We start from the raw sequence: 20,450 nt of genomic DNA on the forward strand, positions 1-20,450 counted from the left end.
TTAGCTCAGGCCAAAAGGCCAACTTTAAATTTTATCTGATTATCTCGAAAATTTTTTATTTAACCAATTTAAGTCTCTTCTCCATTCTTTAAAAAAAGCTGACAACCATTGTCCATTCCTCAAAGGAATTAAATGTTGATAAGGATGAAAAATCCTAGCGCCCCTCTGAGAATTTAACTGCCTAAATATAGATATTAGGGAAACATTAGTTCGTGATGCAGACAGTGAAGGGGAATTGAATTTCGACCGAAGCGTATTAAGGAATCTTTTTATTGGCTGCTTGTTATGATTGTATAATGAATCACAATCCAACCACCAAGCATTAAAAGGATGGTTTTCGCAAAAAGGAATTCCAAATATTTGAGCGTACATAGGAATTCGATATTCCAGAAATCCTAACTCAGGTTGTTGTACTGTTGAATATTTATCAAGAAAAACTCTTGGTAAACATATCACAATAAATATACACCCTAATGGGTCTAATTTATAATTATAAGTTTTCTGGACATATTCTAAAAATGTAAGATATTGTTGTCTATGATCTGGGATTTTTGGAGTTACCCACATCCAATCTTTTTCTACCTCTTTAATAGGTCTAAGTCCAGAGAGCAAGATTTCATCTTTTTTGAGCATTGAGAAAAGTTTCTCAATTTCTCCAAATACCAACATATCCCATTGGACTACTACTACCGTATCCCAAGTTAAATTCTTACCCCGCTTCAGATACCAGTCAGTTAATAGTAAATCTCCCTGTAGCCACTTCCATTGCGAGTCTTGGTTTCCAGTAAAAACATAAAAATCATCAAGATATTTGCCCAATGATACTTTGTACTGTTCTACAGTTGATAAATCTCCTCCATACAATCCATAAATAGGAATTGTCGGATTGTATTTCCGAATTAGTTCTAGACGGTTTTGGCAAATTTCCGGTTCTTTATAGAACCAAAACAATATAGCTAAGTTCATTAGTTATCTCCTTTTAATACGGAAGTGGACTGCAACTATTTTAGTTACTAGAATTTCTCGGAATCCTCTAGCTTGTTCTCTTATTTAGTAATTAAAATTAGTTAGAGTCAACACCTAAAATGCTTAGATATTTTTGAGTTGCAGTTTCTAGGGTAAACTGAGCCAGCCAATTTGAATCAACCGACTTTGAATTACCAGATAAAACTTGTAAAATCGCATCTGCCAGAGCTTGACTATCACCAACAGGAACTAAGTAACCATATTTACCACCTGCCAAGATTTCTGAAGGGCCACTCTCGCAGTCAGTAGAAACAACTGGTGTTCCCAATGCCATAGCTTCTATTAGGACTGTTGGTAAACCTTCCCAGGCCGATGACAAGACAAAGACTGAAGCTTTAGCCATATAAGCATAAGGGTTCTGTACATAACCGGGCAAATCTACGTCATCTTCTAAATTTAATTCTTTAACTAGAGCTTCTAATTCTGGACGGTCAGGTCCCCAACCTAGAATAATCAGCCGCGCTTCTCGCACAGCCCGAATCTTTGCAAAGGCACGAATTAAGTTGGGAAAATCTTTTTGTGCTTCTAATTTGCCTACGCCTAAGATAACTGGACATTTTTTTTCAGTAAGCCAAGGATGATCTACAGGTTCTGCTGCATTTGCTAACATCTCTTTTGTAATGACTGGGTTATAAATGGTTTGAATTTTATCTAGAGGCAAATGAGAAATCTGAGCCAGGTCTTTGGCAACACCATCTGAAACAGCCACAATACCATCAGCCCAGGGGTAGAGAAGACGTGAAGCAAGAGGACTCAAGCGATCTTTGAGCTTAGTTGCATTGCGAGTTGTTTTAGAAAGTTGGTTATGCTCTGCTACTATTAATCTTGTCTGGGAACCAGAGATAATTTTAGCTAGGACAGATATTTCATTCATGTAATGAGATGCTGAAAGTAACGCAGAGGGAGGTTCCCGCCTTAAGTAAGAAACAATTCCAGGAAGAGTTTGATAAACAGTTGAAGCCTTTAGAGGTATGATTCTGGTTTCAGAAGGTAAACGCCATAAATGAGGGCTTTCTCTGTCATAATGCAACAAATCAATTTCTATCCCTGACTTAACAAAACCATGAGCCAGATTAGCTGTAATCCGCTCAATTCCTCCTCCTCCGAAGAACCCAAGGAAAAGAGCAACACGAGAAGTTTTGTCAGACATTGTTAATTCTCCTTAAAATATATCGGTAATGGTACAGCTAACCAAGATACAATCCGATCTTTATCTCCCAGTAACGGTAATAAGTCCAAGGCAAAAAGCCATGCCTTAAAAGTTTTTTGTTCCCCGATCGGGAATTAGGTGTTCTGTGCCAAAACAACTTCTTGATAGGTGCCACACTTAACAACCTGGCCTTTCTCCATCTGGTAAATGCGATCGCAATGTTCAACCGTAGTCAATCGGTGAGCGATAATAATCATTGTCTTAGTGCCACTCAAATCTTGAATAGCTTTGCTAATCAAGTTTTCTGTCTCGTTGTCTAGAGCAGAAGTCGCTTCATCTAAAACCAGAATTTCACGTTCATGATACAAAGCACGAGCAATGCCAATTCTCTGGCGCTGTCCTCCCGAAAGACGAACGCCATGTTCGCCAACCATTGTTTGTGTACCTTCAGGTAATTGGGCAATTAAATCTGCTAGTTGTGCCGATCGAATTGCGTTATTCAACCGTTGCTGATCGATTTGATCGTCTGGAACACCAAAGGCAATGTTTCGTTCGATCGTGTCATCTGTGAGAAAGATCGATTGGGGAATGTAACCGATCAAATTTTGCCAGGAACGCAAAGAATTATATACTGATAAGCCATCTACTTGAATATCGCCTGACTGCGGAATTAACAAGCCTAAGAAAACATCCACCAGGGTTGTTTTTCCTGCACCTGACTTACCAATTAAGGCGATCGATTCGCCTTTTTTCAGAGTCAAAGAAACATCTGTCAGTGACTTTGAGGCAGCTTCTGGATAAGCATAATTAATTCGATCGATAACGATTTTGTCCGTAAAGGACATTGGCATCGGTTTGATAGACTTTTGGCTCTCAAACTTCACCCCTTTAGTGGGAACAAAACCCTGGGATATCTTCAAATAGTTAATTGCTTCTGGCTTTTCAATTTCTTTCAAGTCCATGTACAGTCGATCCAAGGTCGGCTTGAAGTTTCGCAGCACACCCATATTGGACATGAGTTGACTGGCAGAGGGTAAGAGGCGAATTGAGGCGATCGCAAAAATCCCCAAAACCGAAACCAAGTCTTGTGAACGTTGCTCAAACAACAGGGAAACTGAAACCAAACCAACCACAAACGTGATTAACAGAGCTTCGATCGTGATTCTCGGCAGGATTTGAAATACGTGAAACAATGTGGCGACTTTGGCAAACCGATTTACCTGACTGTTCAATTGGTTCTCAAAATACTCCTCGCAGCCAATTACTCGTGTTTCCTTCAGTCCTCCGATCGCGTGATTTACGATGCGTAGCATTTCTGTGTTTGCTTCCACCCCTTCCTTACCCCAGCGAACAATTTTGTTCCGGAATAAGTGGAATGGTAGGTAAGTACCTAATAGAATTCCGATTACAGTTACGGTAGCGGCAAAGTCTGTTTTCATCAGTAACAAAACCAGAACCACCAAAACAAAAAGATTCGAGATCGAACCTAGCAGCGGAATTGCTACTGAATAGCTAAAATTTTGGGATTCATTTATAATATTTTGAATCAAATTAGCGGAGTTGGTTTTTAGATGAAACGTATAGGGCAGGAATAGATAAGTGTGCAGAAGTCGCAGACGCAGCTTCACCTGTTGTGTAAAGCAAAATCGAAATACATAGCGCTGAATTTGGTAATAAAAGAAAGATTTTAAGTAAAAAATGACGACGATTGTTAGTCCCATTAACCCGATAAACTGGCTGGTACTTTTTAATCCTAAAGCTCTGTAGGTGTTGGCTAGAAAGACATTTTTATAAATCAGTGTCGGATTCGTTGCCAAGCCCATAAACGGCCCAACTAATCCAATCCCCAGAGCATCCATAAGTGAAACTGTGAGGAAAGCAATTAGTAGCAGTATAAGTTCAAATTTTTTAGCTGAGATAACATATAGAAACTGTGACAAATACCTCATTGATTCTTTCCTGCTTGTGACGTGAACCAGTTTAATTAAACTCGTATGCCCCTAATTGTTCTATATTTTCTCACATTACGAACTTTTAACAAAGCCTTCTGACACTGATGCTCCCTTAATTTCTTCGTATAGAGAGAGATAACGGCGGGCTTGGACTTCCTTAGCGAATTCTCGCAAACTTTTTTGTCTGGCCTCAAACCGTAATTTTTGCTGACGTTCTCCATCTTCGAGTATCCAAGCAATGCCTTTCGCTAAATCGTCCACTTCAAAGGGAGTCGCTAGATAACCATTTTGTTGATGGTCAACAATATCCTTCAATCCAGTACCATCAAAAGCAACTACTGGAGTCCCACAGGAAAACGCCTCAGAAGCAGTTTGACCAAAGGCTTCTTGTACTGATGGCACAACCATTACATCTGCCGCTGAATATATCAACGCCAGGGAAATATCATCATGAACACGCCCCAAGTAATGAGTGTTAAACCCTAAGTCGATCGGTTTTTCCGGTTTCGAGGCACCAAAAACCACAAGTTCTATCTGATCTTTCCAACCAGAGACGCTAAGTCTTTGCAAAGCCGGAAGTAGAAACTGAAATCCTTTTCTAGCATCTGATGTAGAATTAATAGCTCCAAAGAGAACTAGTTGTTTATCTTGGGGAAGATTCAGTAATTCACGCGCAACTTGCCGATTAATTGGTTTGTATTTCTCAGTATCCAATCCTAAAGGAATCACTTCGATCCTTCTGTTTTTGAATAATGAGCTAGAACGGGCACAATCAGCCATCCATGAAGTTGTTGCTACAATGGTCAAATTAGCGTTTTGCCAGAATTTAGCTTTCCGATTCCACACCCAACGGGAGAGATCCGACGCTCGAGAACTCTCTAACTGCGGACATTCACCGCAAGACTTTTTGTATTTTTCACAGTCCCGGTTATAGTCACATCCTCCGGTGAACGGCCACATATCATGCAGAGTCCAAACCAGAGGTTGACTAAATTTAGGCAGTGTTTCGATTCGGAGATAGCCGTTGCAAATCCAGTGCAAATGAACAATGTCTGGATTGAACTGACTAACTCTCTTAGCAAGGACATCAGGAAACCATTGGGTAGAGAACATTGAAGAGTTGCACTTTGGGTACAACCGCAACGGAAGTCCCGATATGGGAGGACCCAGCTTGGTAAGTGGCGATCCTTCAGGTATCACTGTGGGATCGGAACTAAATTTGGCGCGTACCAACATTTTAGAGGTGCAACCGATCGATCGCAATCCATCGTGCAGCCGATAGGCAGCCCTTGCTCCTCCGTTATCAATATCAGATGTACTTAGATGTAAAATGTCCATATTTGTTGGTCGTTGGTCATTGGTCATTGGTCATTGGTCATTGGTCATTGGCAAATGACTAATAACTAATGACCAACGGCTGATAGGTTATTTCTTGGCTAACAACAAACCCTTTTGCTCCATTTCGCGCAGGGATGCTTCTAGAGTAGCTTGTTCTAGTGGTTCCTGATTCAAGTACCACTTTAAGTATTGAGAAATTCCCTCTTTCAGGGATGTGGGTGTCCAGTGTCCCAATGTGGTTTTGTAATTTTCCATGTCTGCGATCGCATGGCGTACATCTCCGACTCTGAACCGACCAGAGATAGTATACTCTGCTTTTTTGCCAATTACTTCCGCGATCGTTTCTACAACTTCTACTAAAGTTACTGCTACACCGCTACCAACATTCAGGATGGTGTTTAAGGGTTTTTCGTAGGTAGCACATTCGAGTACTGCATCAGCAATATCGCCAACAAACACGAAATCTCGCGTTACCTTACCATCTTCAAAAAGTTCTAGACGGTTTCCTTGGACGATCGCATTTGTAAAAATACCAATAATTCCCGTGTAAGGATTGCCCAATTCTTGCTTCGGCCCATACACATTTTGAAATCTCAAAGTTACTAGATCGATCCCCTGACTCTCACAGTAAACTTGTAATAATTGCTCCTGCCACAATTTTGTAAACCCATATACAGATGTCGGTTTAGTCAGGTGACTTTCGTGCATTGGCAGGGATTTTAAAGGTTGACCATCAGCGCCACAAACTTCCCAAATCCCGTTTTGCAAATCTTCTACTCGTCGCCCTTGAGAATAAAGAATCGATTTCCCATCACTGTAAGCGCCATCCCCGTAAACTGCTCGACTGGAGGACACTACAATTCGGCGCGGTTTGTGTTCTAGGCTGGAAATCAGTTCTAACAGCTTTGCAGTCCCATTTGCATTCTGTTGTACATATCTACTGATTTCATACATTGATTGACCTGTGCCAGTTTGCGCCGCCAGGTGAATTACTACGTCTGTTCCTTCGATCGCCTCTTTGTGTTCCCCAATATCCTGAACATCTGCTTTGATACATTTAGCACGGGCTAATAACTCAGGTGCAAAATCCTTAGATCTCCGATGAACTTGTTCATCCAGAGAATCAACGATCACAACTTCTACATCAGATGGCATCTTTTCAATCAGCCACTTACCAATAAAACCTGCACCACCAGTAATCAAAATTTTCATAATTTTCCCATTTGTCATTAGTTGTTTGTCATTTGTCATTGGGTAAAATCTTCCCCAATCGTAGGGGCGATTCATGAATCGCCCCTACCCCAATCCCAATTAGTAACTTTTAACTGCGAAGCGACTCATTGCTAACTCTGTGAGTTGCTTATGTTTGATTCGGAGAAACACTTTTCTCAGGAAGTAATAAGGAAAGAAAACCGTAATTTTTGCTTGTTCTAGCAGAAACGGAATGGTTTTTTCGCCATCTTTCGGTTGCTCAGTTTTGATGGAAAAATTCTCCAAAATATTTCCTGTTGGAACTCGAAAACCTTTCCGATAAAGATTCATGTAATTGGTACCATGCACCACTTCGATCCAAGCTGGTTTACAAAATACTTTCTTCGCAGATTTACACACTTCATATAATTCTTTGTGTGGTCTACTATGAACTGTATTGAATGAATCTGGATTGTATTTTTCAATCAAGCTAATGAAGTGACTTGCCAGTTCAAAATCAAAGTAAAGCTTACCTTCCGCCAGTTGGTAGCCAAAGAAGAAGTTAACAGTCTCACATTCTTGCTGATTGAAGTTGTCCTGAATCATCTGGACATAATCTTTGTGGATCGCATCATCATTATCTAGCCAAGTCGTAATCAGGTATTCACACTCAGCTGGAATGTAGTTGCGGACGACTGCTCTTACTTCATCAGTAAATTGACCATAAGGGAACGGACAATCTAGGTAGACTGGAACGAAGTTCTTCCACTTGTTAGCGTATTCAGAAATCTTCTGTTTGAATGGCTCAGGTGTATCTACATCAAAAAAAACCAACCATTGAAAGTTTTGGTTGGATTGACTGGATACCGATGGGAAACAATATTGGTCGAATAGTTTAAATCTCCTTTCTAGCCAAGCTGGGTCACAGCCTGGTCTTAGGTCTGGGAAATTTCTGACGTTGAACTTAGTGAGAATGTAATGGCTAAACTGTCCCATTTTTACCATCCAGTAATTTGCTTTTTAACTAACTTGTTTCGAGCTTTTTCGCCTGAATTAAGTACAAATATTTGTTCAGTAGGTGTTAATATTTATTGCTCTCCATTAAACAATATCACATTGGCATAAGCATTGTCGATTTTACTGATTATCTTTGTCCAATCTTGACATTTCCTTTACATTAGTACTGTTTTGTCGTTTTCAGATGAAGATAATTTAGGACAACATAGATAAACTTAGAGCAGCAAACAGGCATTTAAACTGTAATTTTGGCAACTTAGGATTCCTTTTAGCAAAGCTTTCAGGGAAAAAATTTAAATGCTCAACAGCTTAGGGCTTTTTAACATTTGTGAATCAATAGGAATGGTAAAAGCGATTTGAGCGTTGCTTTTAATTACTTAAGTGCGAATCGATCGCTCGCTTCTACTTCCAGCGCGTTACAGTGAAAGAGTTCGCTCGATCGATTCCCCACAAACCTACTCGCTCCTTTGTTTTTGCGATTCCCTTAAACTCAGTTCATCAATGTCTTAACATGATCTGCAACTCTGATGGACAGCGCCAGGATAGTCAGAGTTGGGTTGGAATAGCCCGCTGTTGGGAAGACCGAGCAACTAGCAACGAACAGATTCGGGATACCATGAACCTGACAGTTCGCGTCTACCACGCCCTGTTTTGGATTAACGTGCATTCGCGTTGTTCCCATGTGATGGTGCATCGCTTCTTTTTCAAATTTCAGCGGTTCCCCTTCTTTGGAAAACACTAACTGTCCATATCCAGCTTTGGCAAATTCTTCGGCCCAAATTTCTTGAACTCGTCTAGCATTGTCAATATCAATTCGATTCAAGCGCCAATGAACTTCGGTTTTCGGTTGACCCAAGCGATCGCGTTCTGAACTAAGCATAACCCGGTTGTTAGGGTCGGGGGCTTGCTCCATTTGGTAAAATATTTCAAATTCCGAGAACCGCCGTTTTTCGTAAGGCAAATAAGACCAATCGCCACGTTGCAAGGATGGCAACTTTCTCACAGCAGCCCAAAAGCCTGCTGCTACAAGATAATCAACCCCTTGCAGCGCTACACTCAGATACTTGGATAAATCTTGGGGCGATTTGCCTTCGCGAATCGATGAGATCAGCGCTCGCAAAGCCAGGGTAGCTTCTTTTTGATGTGCTAGTGGTCTGGGAAATAGTTGTGCGCCGTTGTTCAGTAAGCGTTCCCGGCGAATCACTTCCTCTGTCAGTTTCACCCACCCCATAATCGGCACGCCTCTCACGGTGTAGATGTCGTACAGGGCAGTAAGATCGAACAGCTGGTGATTGGAGGGAATTATCTTAGCACTAAGAATGGGCCGATCCATAAAATAGCGACCCACCAGATCGTTTTGGTTCCCTAATCCTGCTGGCTGTTGCCGATTCGATGCTAACAATAATCGGGCGTTTTCCAATCCCCCTGTGGCTAAAATTACTACTTTTGCCTTCAACCAAACTTGCTTATTAGATAAACAGACAATGCGGAGGCGAGACACTGCTTGCGTACTTTCATCAGTTTCCAGTTCCACCACATTGGCATAAAGCAGGGTGGTGATATTTTTTGACTGCTTAATTGTTTCGCGATACTCTTGGGTGAAAGGAGTTTTGGAACCAAACTGGCTGATTCGGGTGGTCATGCGATCGCTCTTAAAAGGCAACCGCACTGCTCGTTTATCTTCCCAATCTTCGGGTTCGTAGGTATAAGGGCCAATCTTACAAAGTTGGTGCGCCCGCTCATAATAGGGGTCTAAATCAGTTTTATTTATTGCCCAACCACTGTAGGGTAGCCAATCTCGTTGTTCAAAATCGATCGGATCGAGGGGGATACAGCGAAAGCCAGCATCCTTGTGACTATTTGGCGCTCCCCACCAATGAGAGGCTCCGCCAAACTGACGACGGCGACCTTCATGCAAGCGGGGATAGGGATCGCCAACGACCACTCCATCCAATAGAGATTGAGTTTCTTGATCGTAGTCAAATCCACCACTTTCCACCAAACAAACCTGGAAATTTTGGTTAGCAAACTCCAAGGCTAAGGTAATCCCTGCTGGGCCTGCACCAACGATACAAACGTGCGTTTCCAGAACTTCATCGGGTGGTAGGGAGCGAGCATCAATTATCATAGGTCTTCTGTATTAATAAACCGTTTGATGGTTCTAACTATTTACTTAGGTTTCTGGGAAGTGCTTCATCAATTTTACGTTTAGTAATCTACTTCATCAAAAATCTGGGTAGCAAACTCACCTATCTTTATGGAATCTTCAAAGCTAAGAGATTTTTTGTAAAGTAACGCTTAAGCACTTCTCTTTCACCCGTTTTTAAGATCGATCGACCATCGGCAACTGACAATTCCACTTTACTAGCTTATCAGCCACATCAGCTGGCGGATTTCGCAATTCTTCAGCAGTCCGTTGCCGAAACCGATCGGTTAGAGAATATTTCACTAGACCTGCGTATTCTCGTAGCAGTAACAGTGATTTACGAGGAGCACTCCAATGATCGGGCAGAGGTACCGGATGAGGAATGACCTGAAATCCAGAAGCCTGAAACACTAACATCGATCGCATTATATGAGGACTATCGGTAATCAGGATAATTTTCTGCACTTGCTGAGGGTACAGCACTGCTGATGTAAACAGAGCATTTTCCTCGGTGGATTGAGAGCAGCGCTCTCCACTCAAAGCTGTTTTGGGAATCCCGTTCTTCTCAAACTGTTCCAGCATGAACTCAGCATCTAGCATCCCGCTGGCAAACACTCTAGATGACCGTTGCTGTTGCCAGAGCTTTTCCACCTTTTCAATCCGTCTTTGGCGCAAGTCATCCCCGCGCCCCAATACTACGATCGCTTGGACAGTTTCCCCAGTATCCTGTGGCAAGTTAGCCAGCATTCCCTGAGTTGCCAAATCCACTCCCCAAGGTGACATAATTGCCAGACAAAGCACCAGCGTCACACAGAAGGGAAGCAGAAATCTTTTTCGCCACCGTTTAGGGCTGACCATCCAAACAATCCCAATCAATACCAGAACAATTAGTACTTCCATCGTAGATACAATTATTTATTACAAGCAAAAACGGTTATTTTTGGGGAAAAACAATTCTTCAAGAAAATTTTACCTAGTTCCAAAAGTTAAAGTTACTCTATTTACGATTGAGAAAATTATACAATCAATATACATTTTCTCCCAAATTTTCTTAACACAAAAACTTGCTATCACAGCAAGACCTGAATCAAAATCAACATTCAAATAATATCGACACCAGCGAACGATAATTGTTTTTAATTTAACAATTAAAGTGTCTCCGACTCCCATGTTCTAGTCTTATTGTTGGATTGGCAAATATTTGAGTTGGGTTTCATACCCTGAGATTTATCCAGGGGTTCTCACCCTCCCACTTTATTTTTAATCGAGTGTCGTCAGTTTAGCCGGATTCTGTTCCAGACTTGTATTAGCTGCGTTGATGGAAAAAACCGGGGTTTTTGCAGAAGACTCATAATACTGATTGTAAGAATCCATTGAGGAACTTTGATCCTTTGAGCCATTGGCAACGATGCCCAACACACTGATAGCCGATGACCTCAGTTCTTCTAGTGTATTTGTCAACATAGAAGCTTTTGTTTTATTCAGTCCAACTACCATAATGATTCCATCGACATTGGGAGCAAGTATTTTGACATCTGCTAACCCAAAGGGCGGCATATCGTAAATAACCAAGTCGTAGGTTTCTTCAAACTTCTGCATCAAAGCTTGCATCTTTTTAGAAGATAACAGTTTGGTCGAATCAGGGGGAACCTGTCCCGAAGTTAGAACAGATAGATTACTATCCAGATAAGAACTTTGCACTACCATATCAAAGTCCAGATTCTCCGAAGCAATTAATGTACTAAGACCAAAAGAGTTGTCTAACTCCAGGCGTTGATGAAGCTTAGGTAATCGTAAATCCGCATCTACTAGCAATACTTTTTGACCCAACACTGCTGCCGCTTGTGCTAGATAAATTGACACTGTAGATTTGCCTTCTCCCGGCATGGAAGAACTAATAACTATCGATCGAATTCTTGCATCTGGGCTCAGGAGTAAGATATTGGTATGGAGCGATCGAAAAGCTTCGACAAACGCAGATTTTGTGTAATCTCGTAATATACCATTATGACCGCTCTTGAACCCAAACCTTTGCTGCACTTGCTTAACCATCCCAGATCTGCTGACCAGAGAAGTAATTGTTTTGAGCGAAATTAACTCTTGCTTTTCTCCAGTCAGTGCTTTATTGTAAGGAATTACCCCTAAAATTGGCAGCTTAGCCAACAGCTTGAGTTGATCGACAGAGCGGATCGCATTAGTGAGTTTTTCCAGTAGCAGTGCCACCCCTACACCAAGCAGCAGTCCCAGAACCGCCCCTAATATACCACTACGCTTGACATCAGCAGAAGAAGGTGTTGGGTTTGTCGGGGGGGTAAGGATTTGCCAGGGAGTTTTTCGTTGTCCAGCATCAATGCGAAGGGCTTCCCGTTTCGTTAAAAATTGATCCAGGTTGTCTGTAGAGATTTTTAACTCCCTTTGAATATCAGTATACTGACGGGAAACTGCTGATAATTGTTTGATACTCTGAATCAAATCTTTTTCTGTCTGAGCAAAAAATTGCTCTTGGGCTTCTAATTCGCGAATTTTCCCAGCTAGCTCTGCCTCTACTCTTTGCCCTTCCTTTTTTAACAACGGCAGCAGATTTTTTTCTTGCTCTCGCAAGACTTGAATTTTTGGGCTGATCTCTTGAAACACAGAACCATCTCTTGCCGCCTGGGCTTTTATATCCTGGATCTGACTTAATAATTTCTGGTAGTTAGGATTTCCACTTAATGCTGAGGAAGCTGCCGTACTATCTGTTTCTTTTGCTAACTCCCGGATCAAGTTATCATAAATTGTTCGCGTTTCATTGAGTTTAACTTGGACATCAAATCGCTGTTGTCCGACCTTGGCTATCTGATCCGTTAGTTGTTTTCCTTGCGAGTCTGGATCGATCAGGTTGTACTGCTGTCGAAATTTCTGTAGCTGATCTTGAATAGTTTCCACTCGCTTTTGCAGTTGTGGCAGTTGATTATCCACGAACTGAATCCCTTGCCGGACATCAGCTAGACGTTCTTCTAGGCTGTATTTTAAATAGGCTTCTGCAACTAGGTCTAATATTGCTTTAACTTTTTTTGGGTCTTGGTCTTGGTAACTCACCGCCAAAATTTCACTTGCTGGATCGGGAGTGACTACCAGGTTAGCGGCAATTTCATCGTAACCCATATCGGGGTACTCAGATTCCAGTTTTTTGGCGATCGGGGACAAAACCGATGGGCTCTTCAACACTTTCAGTTTTGTCGGATCAACTCCTTTGGCAGATTGCTGGTCTTCTTTATTGCTCAAGGTTTGTGGAACAGACGAAATCACCTGCGTTTCCACAGTGACTGGCTTAGTCAAAATCTCGAAACTTGCTTGATAGATCGGTTTGGTGTCACGCGCCTTCACCGAAGCAGCGACGGCAACAACTACAGCCATCCCAGCAATGATTAAAACCCTCCGACGCAGAGCATCCACAACCTGCCCAAGGTTTAATCCCCCTTCGTCATCCCCATCCTTACCGGACTGCGAATAATTACTGGCTTGGGGCAACCTCTGAAAGCGACGATCTGGTACTGGAATTGTTATCTTCTGAAGCTGCTGTTCGTTCTCCATTTTGATTTCTCTCTGCGCGGTTGCTCATAGGTAGTACCACAAAAATTCAAGTCTTATCAGGGAGACGAGAATCAGGGTAAGCTCCTTAGTACAGGTTGTACGGAGGAACAAAATTTTCACCTTGATGCCAAATAATTTGCTTTTGAACCAGTTTACCAACTAAAGATTCTGAAGCTAGTTTAGCATTGGCAAAGATTATGTGTTTAACCCTAAAACAACTATTTTCTGCTGGCCAACCCAGTCTCCATATACTTTTTAGTTGTTTTTTTATGGAACTCATCTTTTTTCAAGAAATTATTAAGGAAAGTACCTGATTTTATAAACTTTATGTTAAGGAATGAAATTATTATAGTATATTTACAGAGAATACAATACCATCATACAAAAGCAAACTTTCGCCGAAAGTTGCATGATTTTGCTTTGCTGTAACATGATTTGGTTTGTTAGACCTCATAAATTTATGATGAAATCTAAATTATTAAAAATCGCTGTTTGTACTACTTTGTTACTGAACACAATCTATACATCTGCTGCTCTAGCAGGGGGAGGGGGAGGTGGTGAGGGCGGTGGAAATGCACAAACACCTGTTCAAGTAATTGTACAAATTGTGGTAACGGCTGTTGTGCTGAAGGTGCTGGCATACTTTGATTTACCGTAAGCCAGCCTCTCAACGTATAGACAAATGAACTGGTGAACAACGAGCCTTTCTAAACCATGTTTTGATTAAGCCAGGGTATAGGTTCAAAGCAGCTTAATTTTGTGGGTTTCATTTCTTCTGGGTCTCAAATTTATGTTCTTGCCATCCTAAGCCGATCATACTGGCAACGAAAAGAGTATAGCCCGGTTCTTCCAATTGGGAAAACACTAAGCCAAACACAAATACGGTTAGCATCAGGTACTTAGAAAGATCGATAACGCAGACATGGCACCATATCAGAAATGCCAGGTAGAAGTAAGTTCCCAGTCCTAAAATTCCCAAATCTCCCCAGATGCCAGCCCAACCGAACAAAGGGGAAAATAGGCTGGATTGGTCGCCTAACCAACTTTGACTTACGGCTCTCCAAACAGCTACGCTGGCAGGGTGCATGGTTGCGCCCAGAGGTTGTAGTAAATTCCAGTAACTCTCTAACATCCAGCCACCTAATCGTCCTACAGTATGCCCTGGGCCTAGACCGAATAACCAATTGAGTGGAGATTCAAAGTAGGTAGGAACGATGCGAAATGTGGCAAATTTTAACTTTGTTGCTTCGCCATCAGGCCCGTAGAGTTCGGGTCTGATCCAAGTTGTAAAAGCCTTAAGAGCTTCAATATTGTAAATAGCCCAGTAGAAGACACCTAGAAAGATAGCACCAAGAATTAGATAGGTCAAAGTCTTGCCAAGGTCTTTTACATTGATCAGGTAAAGAAGAACATATCCAATAATAAAGGAAAGTAAGACTTGTTTTGTATCTGAGATCACGATGTGGTTGAAACAAGCAAGGACGATCGCGATCCGAAACCAAAGTGGCTTAGTCTTGGCACTCACAAAATAATACACGGCAAAGGTCATGGCAACGGAACCACCAATCACATGACCTGCCCCTTGCCCAATAAAAATTCCTTTAATATTGTCTTCCAAACCAATCAGGTTTTCCATGCGAAAAACATATTTCTGGACATAGGCAAAGAGCATATTAATCATTGCAAATGCGAGAATATAACTTCGGAAGCGCTGAAATCCCTCCGCCGACATGGGCATACATACAATGGTCAAGATCAAAATAAAAGGTTCTCCCAACAGCAAAAAGCTGAGGATAGCGTTGACTATTCCGGCATTATTGAGCAAAGCACTGGCGATCGTAACGGTGAAAAACAGAAATATCCCAATCAAAAGTTGCCGGGAAATCTCTATTTGTTTGCGATCTTTGCTGCGGGATGTTGTTACCACTGACCAACAGGCAAATGGTATTGCCGCAAAGTGCAAAAAGTTAATAGCAGAAGGAATTTTTAGTGCTGTGAGAACCCGGGGAAATAGGGCGGTAGCAATGCCAAACAGTGTTAGATTCGCGTTGGTGACGTATCCTTTTGGTTTTTTAGCGGTAGCGGATTCTAATGTTCTAGTCATCTAAAAACCTCTGGGAGTTCGAGACTGAACTGATTTATCTCGGAGCAGAAACACGACAGGGAAAATAAATCGATCGTCAATACTATCAATACTAGTCGATAGACTACTCTAGTTACCAAGGTAGCCAACGTAAAGGGGAATTTGTTTTCCACTAATATAGTTTAGTACACCGTTACGAGTTAGATTCCGGGTCACTCCGTTCCTTGTTTCCCGAACGTAGGTGGTGTATTGAAAATCCTCATCGTCTTCAAATTGAATTTCTGCCATACTGATGGAAATCGAAGACTCATTATTAATGAACATCGGGTCGTTCTGTTGACCATTGGGAGCAGTAGTTGTGGTGTAGGCAAACCCACCGAGTAACTCAGTTTTTCCACCTGCTCTCGTATCAATTAGTGTACCGCCCCGCTCGGTTTTTAGCCCGAAAATCCAAAGATTTCCGCCATTATTGATGATGTGGGTTCCTTGATTCTCTACGTTGAGTTGGCGTGCCCAGATATTTTGCTTGTTGAATGTCCAGTTGGAAACAGGATTGGAGACTACATCTTCGAGAAATACATCTCCGGTACCTGTCATATTACCCGACACATTTGAAGAGTGACGAATCACGATCGTCCGAGAAGAAGCATTCTCAAAAGTTGGATTGGCGAAGAAACCGCCCCAAAACCGCTCAAATACAACTACTGGGCTATTGCCTTCTACTAATCTGAAGCCGGGATAGGTTTGGTTGGATTGACTGCCGACAATTATACCTGCCTCAGTACCAATGACGCGGCGTACATTGTTGCGGACGAGAACTGTACCGCCCAAGTGGTAAGTTCCATTGGGGAAGTAAACTGTTGTTCTTCCCGAATCGATCGCTCTTTGAATCGCCGCCGTATCATCGAGCCCATCGTTAGGTATTGCGCCAAAAGAAGTGACATTTGCCCAAGGAGTTGCGATCGGATCGTCCCAAGGCACATCAGGAGTTTCCTTGATTGGCAGATTCAGAGTTCGCTGCGGTGAAGTAAACAGACTCGTCACGCCACCGCCGACAAATTCCGTGATATTCGCTCCAGCCTGTGTCACATTGGCGTTGCGGAGAGCAGCTTGATAACCGGAAGTTGTAATGTTGCGAGCTAGTAAATCATTTTGGAAATTGCTTTCAATAGCTGGTCTGTTAGCTGCGCCAGCAGTACCAGTTAAGGAGGAATCAATCAAAGTCATTCTTCCTCCGGCATTGAAGACCCCAGTCACGGCATTTGTACTGTTTAATCCCCGGATATTGACTACCTGACCTGTATTGTAGAATCCATACACGCTTTGGTTCCGCAGGGTGATATTTTCAAAGGTCATGCTGTTGACGTTGAAGCCAGTGCGAACGCCGTATTGGAATCCATCAACAGTTACGTTTTTAACCAACAACGGACCGATTTCATCGGTAAAATTCATATCCAAGCCATTGATTCCCTGTCTATCTCTCGATCGAATCGTTACTTCCCGCAGGGTTCCTTGGTTGTTGGCGTTGAACTGAATGCCGATCGCTCCAGCATTTCCCACTCCTGTATCCAGTGTCAAGTTCCGAATCGAGTTACGAAACCGTTGGGCTGGGCTGGGTCCGGTGTAAATTACTGATTTCGGTGTGCTGGTGTTTGTGTACCCAGGGGCATTATCCCTTAGCTTGACGATCGTCCCCTGCTGGCTTTGCCCTTGCAGAATTGTGTTCTTGTAGTCATTTCCTGTACCCGGAGTGCCTGCGGGCCAACTTAAGGTATTGGAAACCAGGTAAGTTCCGTTTGGCAAATAAATAATTCTCCCGCCATTGGGATAGGCATTCAACGCTGCTTGAATTGCCGCTGTATCATCTGTGACCCCATCTCCCTTGGCACCAAACTGGGTTTTGACATTGATTACCCCAGCATCAGCAGGAAAGACTATATTTTCATTATTCCCGGTACTTGGTGGTGGATTTGTGGTTGGTGGTGCTGGCACATTCACCAGGAAACTGCCCAACGTGGATGCAGTCACAAAATTGTTACTCGTATCACTGACTTGGTTGGGTTGTAAGGCGAAGGTGTAAGTGCCGTTATCGTCGATCGTCCAAGTACCACCAGGAACACTGATTCGGTAGGTCGCCGTGCGTGGTGTGCCATTGGTATTGTTGTTCACACTCACCAAAGCTGCCATCTGGCTAAAGCCATTGGGACCCGTTACTAAAATATCTCCCCCATCGAATGTGGCTACATTCATTGCTGTATTGTCCGAATATGTGACATTAAATTGGTATGTTGTACCGCCCTCAGTCAAGATGTCTGGGGCTGTCAGACTGGCGGTTGGTGGAGTGGTGTCTGCCGGGGGAGCCGGGGGAGTGGTACCTCCCAAGGGAGTGGAATATAACTGACTTTGGGGAATCACCTGCTTAGACACAGAAGGCCCCGACCACAGCAGTCGGGCAACCGCCTGATTATTTTCCTCTAAATATTCCAACCGGATATCGTATTTCTGACCACCAGTGAGGCTGATTGAACCGCTTCTCTCCCTGACTGTTCCCCAGTCTTCCCAGTCGTTGATTAGTTGTTGTCCATTTACCCACAGCCTGACTCCATCATCTGCTGAAACAAAAAACGTATAGTTACCAGTGGTTGTAGCTTGTACCTGTCCTGTCCAGCGGACTGAAAAATAATCGGAGCCGATCGCTGAATTGGGCGAACCTGTACCCCAATTAAAATCCACTATACTATCTGTGCGAGTTAGTTTGAGATTAGTTAGGTTCTCATTATCAAAGTACTCGCCACGCAAGCCATTTCCAATTATATCCATTGACCTTAATAAAAATAGCAACAAACTAATAGATATTAAAGAAACCAAACCTATTGTGGTTTGCTTTTCTAACCTATTTCCAATAATATTAAACCACATATTTTCCCCAATTTCTCAGCTATAAATACATTTAATCCATCAATTTTTAAAACAAAACATATTTATTATTTTCTATCTAATCCTTACAAAATAAGCATTACAGCCATTATTAAGCATTAAATATATCAGGACAAAGCCTGAATAAAAATACTTGGCATTTGGGAGTTACTTTGATTTTCCCTTGATTTATTATTTATATACAATCTTAAACGAAAAGGCAAATATTCTAGGGCTATTGATGATGAGAAAACCTCAACCATATTGCTACTTTGGTAATGTTTTTGGTAAGGTTTTTTTTGGTGAAGTCCATGATAAATTTATCTCAGGTAAGCCAAAAATTTTCTGCCCACTTGATGACTTAATTGTTATGGGATTGGGTAAATCGATTAAAGATAATTAATTGGCGATCTTTATCAAACACCCATCAGAGATTTTTTGCGAGAGAGCAGATTCATAGATTTCCATTAGTCGTTTGTAATTGTCGGCTGCTGTATATTTTGCTTCAAATTCAGCACGGACTTCTTGACGCATTTTACTGAGTGCATCGGGATTAGCTAATAGCCAATTGATTTTTGCTGCTAAGTCGGTAGGATCGCTAGGATTGAAAAGTAAGCCAGTGCGTTCGTGATCGATGAGTTCGCTGATTGCCCCGATGTTTGAGGCGACGACGGGTGTACCTTTGGCAAAGGCTTCGATCGCCACTCGCCCAAATGTCTCGTACCACTCGGAAGGAAACACAAAAAACGCCGCATTCCCCATGACTTCATAAACTTGTTCTAGAGGGATTCGTCCCATCCACTCAATCTCTGGCATTTCTTTGATTGCTTCCGTGACTAATCCTCTCATTGGGCCATCACCCACGATTTTGAGCGGAACTTTACCTCCTAGTTGTCTCCAAGCATCCAGCATTACCCCCAGCCCTTTTTCCACTGATAACCTTCCGACAAACACTCCGTACCCGCCTTTCCCTTCTCCAGGTTGAGGTGCAGGATGGAGAAAATTTGTCTTGAATGCCAGTTTTTCTGCGGGTATTCCTCCCTCGACGAATTTATCCATCGCAAACTTACTGTAGGCAATAAATACATCCACGACCTGAGTCCAAGTACCCAAAAGCGAGTGAAGGCTCATTGTTGTGGCAACCATTGCGCTATTGTATTTACTACCCCGATAACAAGCGTGAATGATTCCGGGTAGGGGAAACGGTTTCCCTAAGCAATCCTCACAGACTTTTCCTTCACGGAAAAATAGGGCATTAGGACAGAGTAATCGGTAGTTGTGTAAAGTTTTGACTACTGGGATGCCTTCATCTTTGACAGCATGATAGGCAGAGGGAGAAATTAGCGGGAAGGTGTTGTGAAAGTGAGCAATTTGCGGTTTTTGGTCGCGGATGAGCGATCGGAGATCTCGGTAAGCCCTGCTGTTCCACACCGTATTTTTTGCCAACAGCAACGGATTCATCCCTTTGATATCATGATTATCTAAGGTATAGCGCAGGACTTCATGACCGTAAGATTCCAACAATGCACTCTCTGTTGACCAGATTTGCTCCTCGCCCCCAGGTTGTTGGTAGTAATTATGAACTGTCAGGATTCGCATTGGTTTAGCTAGCTATTGAGTAGGTGGAACTAAATAGATGTAAGGTTAGTTAAGGTTAATTGGCAATAATGGTCATAGAGACTTAAATCAACTGCTGTTCAAATTTTACTAGTAGTTGCATAGTAGTTGTGCTTAATTTTATTGGTCTAAACCAATTCTTTAAAATTTTTTTACCATAACTTCATTTTCACGTCTGAAGCCTCAGTGATTTTTGCTAGACGTTGAAGAATTGCTAAATAATGCCGCTGGGATTCCTTAAGTATTCCTCACATACACAGACGTTATCAGCAAATCAACAGACTGGTGGAATTGCGTAAGTCCTAATCCATGAGAAGCACCGCAAACTTGATTATTGCGAAATTGAAAACAGGACTAAAGCTGCGTGTCACACTTGAATTTTTGTTGTAGGGTGCGTCAGACCTTAAATTTGATGGACAGCATCAGGGTTTGAGTGTAGTA

At 42.3% G+C, this 20,450-nt stretch carries 13 protein-coding genes; 1 reads left to right on the forward strand and 12 read right to left on the reverse strand.

The genetic code is table 11. From position 1 onward, the window contains the following. Positions 1 to 39: 39 nt before the first annotated feature. The 9 genes from ACE1CC_RS14405 to ACE1CC_RS14445 form a co-directional block, all read right to left on the reverse strand. Entirely contained in the window at positions 40 to 966 is a 927-nt protein-coding gene (locus ACE1CC_RS14405; protein WP_413271125.1) for a hypothetical protein, read from the reverse strand. Positions 967 to 1,063: 97 nt separating this feature from the next. Further along, a complete protein-coding gene (locus ACE1CC_RS14410; protein WP_413271126.1) occupies positions 1,064 to 2,176 on the reverse strand; it encodes a glycosyltransferase in 1,113 nt (370 codons plus the stop codon). A gap of 134 nt (positions 2,177 to 2,310) precedes the next feature. After that, positions 2,311 to 4,125: an ABC transporter ATP-binding protein gene (locus ACE1CC_RS14415; RefSeq protein ID WP_413271127.1), complete on the reverse strand. Its 1,815-nt coding sequence runs from the start codon at positions 4,123 to 4,125 to the stop codon at positions 2,311 to 2,313. Positions 4,126 to 4,200: 75 nt separating this feature from the next. Further along, complete coding sequence (locus ACE1CC_RS14420) at positions 4,201 to 5,466, reverse strand: glycosyltransferase family 4 protein (protein WP_413271142.1); 1,266 nt, start codon at positions 5,464 to 5,466, stop codon at positions 4,201 to 4,203. Between the two features lie 87 nt (positions 5,467 to 5,553). Next, positions 5,554 to 6,717 (reverse strand): NAD-dependent epimerase/dehydratase family protein, encoded by a 1,164-nt coding sequence (locus tag ACE1CC_RS14425; protein WP_413271128.1) that lies wholly within the window; start codon positions 6,715 to 6,717, stop codon positions 5,554 to 5,556. Positions 6,718 to 6,777: 60 nt separating this feature from the next. Continuing rightward, on the reverse strand, positions 6,778 to 7,653 hold the full coding sequence (locus ACE1CC_RS14430; RefSeq protein WP_413271129.1) for a glycosyltransferase: 876 nt from the start codon (positions 7,651 to 7,653) through the stop codon (positions 6,778 to 6,780). Positions 7,654 to 8,164: 511 nt separating this feature from the next. Beyond that, entirely contained in the window at positions 8,165 to 9,802 is a 1,638-nt protein-coding gene (locus tag ACE1CC_RS14435; RefSeq protein WP_413271130.1) for a GMC oxidoreductase, read from the reverse strand. Between the two features lie 195 nt (positions 9,803 to 9,997). Next, on the reverse strand, positions 9,998 to 10,720 hold the full coding sequence (locus tag ACE1CC_RS14440; RefSeq protein ID WP_413271131.1) for a YdcF family protein: 723 nt from the start codon (positions 10,718 to 10,720) through the stop codon (positions 9,998 to 10,000). A gap of 360 nt (positions 10,721 to 11,080) precedes the next feature. After that, on the reverse strand, positions 11,081 to 13,393 hold the full coding sequence (locus ACE1CC_RS14445; protein WP_413271132.1) for a GumC family protein: 2,313 nt from the start codon (positions 13,391 to 13,393) through the stop codon (positions 11,081 to 11,083). A gap of 460 nt (positions 13,394 to 13,853) precedes the next feature. Between ACE1CC_RS14445 and ACE1CC_RS14450 the strand changes: the two genes are divergently transcribed. Further along, complete coding sequence (locus ACE1CC_RS14450; protein WP_413271133.1) at positions 13,854 to 14,051, forward strand: hypothetical protein; 198 nt, start codon at positions 13,854 to 13,856, stop codon at positions 14,049 to 14,051. 108 nt (positions 14,052 to 14,159) lie between these two features. Here the strand turns inward: ACE1CC_RS14450 and ACE1CC_RS14455 are convergent, their stop codons facing one another. From ACE1CC_RS14455 to ACE1CC_RS14465, 3 genes are all read right to left on the reverse strand, one after another. Continuing rightward, positions 14,160 to 15,497, reverse strand: a complete 1,338-nt coding sequence (locus ACE1CC_RS14455; RefSeq protein WP_413271134.1) for a hypothetical protein — start codon at positions 15,495 to 15,497, stop codon at positions 14,160 to 14,162. Between the two features lie 108 nt (positions 15,498 to 15,605). Beyond that, entirely contained in the window at positions 15,606 to 18,395 is a 2,790-nt protein-coding gene (locus ACE1CC_RS14460; protein WP_413271135.1) for a glycosyl hydrolase family 28-related protein, read from the reverse strand. A gap of 396 nt (positions 18,396 to 18,791) precedes the next feature. Next, the gene (locus ACE1CC_RS14465) at positions 18,792 to 19,991 is read right to left on the reverse strand and encodes a glycosyltransferase (RefSeq protein WP_413271136.1); all 1,200 of its coding nucleotides are present in this window, start codon (positions 19,989 to 19,991) and stop codon (positions 18,792 to 18,794) included. Positions 19,992 to 20,450: the final 459 nt, after the last annotated feature.

It is taken from the genome of Floridaenema aerugineum BLCC-F46, from assembly GCF_041929345.1.
GTDB lineage: Bacteria > Cyanobacteriota > Cyanobacteriia > Cyanobacteriales > Aerosakkonemataceae > Floridanema > Floridanema aerugineum.